Origin of the sequence: Bradyrhizobium pachyrhizi (genome assembly GCF_001189245.1) — a bacterium.
GTDB lineage: Bacteria > Pseudomonadota > Alphaproteobacteria > Rhizobiales > Xanthobacteraceae > Bradyrhizobium > Bradyrhizobium pachyrhizi.
Map to the genome: position 1 here is coordinate 55,976 of NZ_LFIQ01000116.1, position 1,832 is coordinate 57,807.

Annotated in this window: 3 protein-coding genes; all 3 read left to right on the forward strand. The window is 64.5% G+C overall.

Going from position 1 to position 1,832, the window contains the following annotated elements:
• The coding region (locus AKL29_RS45850) for an acyl-CoA dehydrogenase family protein (RefSeq protein ID WP_283809432.1) at positions 1-389 on the forward strand (389 nt) is incomplete at its 5' end.
• A gap of 15 nt (positions 390-404) precedes the next feature.
• Entirely contained in the window at positions 405-1,592 is a 1,188-nt protein-coding gene (locus AKL29_RS31275) for an acetyl-CoA C-acyltransferase (RefSeq protein WP_050386817.1), read from the forward strand.
• A 21-nt stretch (positions 1,593-1,613) separates the two neighbouring features.
• Positions 1,614-1,832: nitronate monooxygenase (locus tag AKL29_RS45855; protein WP_244482521.1), on the forward strand; the 219-nt coding region annotated here is incomplete at its 3' end.

Here is a 1,832-nt window from a genome sequence, read left to right on the forward strand (position 1 = left end):
CGATCGGCGAACTGAACGCCGCGACGCTGGACTATTCCAAGACGCGAAAGCAGTTCGGCGTCACGATCGGCAGCTTCCAGGTGCTGCAGCACCGGATGGTCGACATGTTCATCGCGCATCAGGAGGCGTTGTCGCTGATGCAGCATCTCGGCCTCAGTCTCAGCGAGGATGAGGCCGGAGTCTCCCGGCTGGCCGCCGGCGCAAAATCCAAGATCGGTTATGCCGGGAAGTTCGTCGCCGACCAGGCGGTGCAGCTGCATGGCGGCATGGGCATGACCGACGAGCTCAATGTCGGCCACTACTTCAAGCGGATTTCCTCCATCAACATCCAATTCGGCGATCCCGCCTATCACGTGCTGCGCTATGCGCAGCTCGACGCGGCCGCCTGATTCAGAGAGGTAAGCATGTCACAGGATGCAGTCATCGTCTCCACCGCGCGCACCGGCGTCGGCAAGGCCTATCGCGGCGCGCTGAACAACACCGACGGCCCGACTTTGGCCGGCCATGTGATGGCCGAGGCGGTGAAGCGCGCCGGCATCGCGCCCGGCGAGGTCGAGGATGTGGTGATGGGCTGCGCCATGCAGCAGGGCACCATGGTGATGAATGTCGCGCGTAAGGGCGCCATCCGCGCCGGGCTGCCGGTGACGGTCGCCGGGACCACCATCGACCGGCAATGCGCCTCCGGCCTGCAGGCTATCGCGGTCGCCGCGCGCTCGGTGATATCAGACGGCGTCGAGATCGCGATCGGCGGTGGCATCGAGTCGATCAGCCTGGTGCAGAACGAGCACATGAACAGGTTCCATGCCGTCGACGACGAACTGATGGCGATGAAGCCCGAGATGTACATGTCGATGCTGGAGACGGCGGAAGTCGTCGCCGAGCGCTATGGGATCGGCCGCGACAAGCAGGATGAATATAGCCTCGAATGCCAGCGCCGCGTCGGCGCCGCGCTGCAGGGCGGCCGCTTCAACGACGAGATCGTGCCGATCACGACCAAAATGGCTGTGGTCAACAGGGACACCAAGGAAGTCAGTTACCAGCAGGTGACGCTGGCCAAGGATGAGGGGCCGCGGCCGGATACCACGGCGGATGGACTCGCCAAGATCAAGCCGGTGTTCGAGGGCAAGACCATCAGCGCCGGCAACGCCAGCCAGCTCTCGGATGGAGCCTCGGCCTGCGTGATCATGAGCGACAAGATCGCCGCGCAGAAGGGGCTGAAGCCGCTCGGCATCTTCCGCGGCTTCGTCGCCGCCGGCGTCGAGCCGGACGAGATGGGCGTCGGCCCGGTTGCCGCGATCCCGCGGCTCCTCAAGCGGCACAACCTCAAGATCGACGACATCGATCTCTGGGAGCTCAACGAGGCCTATGCGGTGCAGGTGATCTATTGCCGCGACAAGCTCGGCATCGATCCGGACAAGCTGAACGTCAATGGCGGCTCGATCGCGATCGGCCATCCCTACGGCATGACCGGCGCGCGGCTCACCGGCCATATCCTGATCGAGGGCCGACGGCGCAAGGCGAAATACGGCGTGGTGACCATGTGCATCGGCGGCGGCATGGGCGCGGCCGGCCTGTTCGAGATCGTCCACTGAGCGGAAACGCGGGAGAAACTTGTGAAGACAGCAATCACTGAACTGTTCGGTATCCAACATCCGATCATCCAGGGCGGCATGCACTTTGTCGGCTTCGCCGAGATGGCGGCGGCGGTGTCCAACGCCGGCGGCCTCGGCATCATCACCGGCCTGACGCAGAAGACACCGGAGCTGCTGGCGAAGGAGATCGCGCGCTGCCGCGACATGACGGACAAGCCGATCGGCGTGAACCTCACCTTC

What these genes read in the sequence shown, in the direction of transcription:
- AKL29_RS31275 (WP_050386817.1), top strand. Translation starts at nt 405, where the DNA reads ATGTCACAGGATGCAGTCATCGTCTCCACCGCGCGCACCGGCGTCGGC.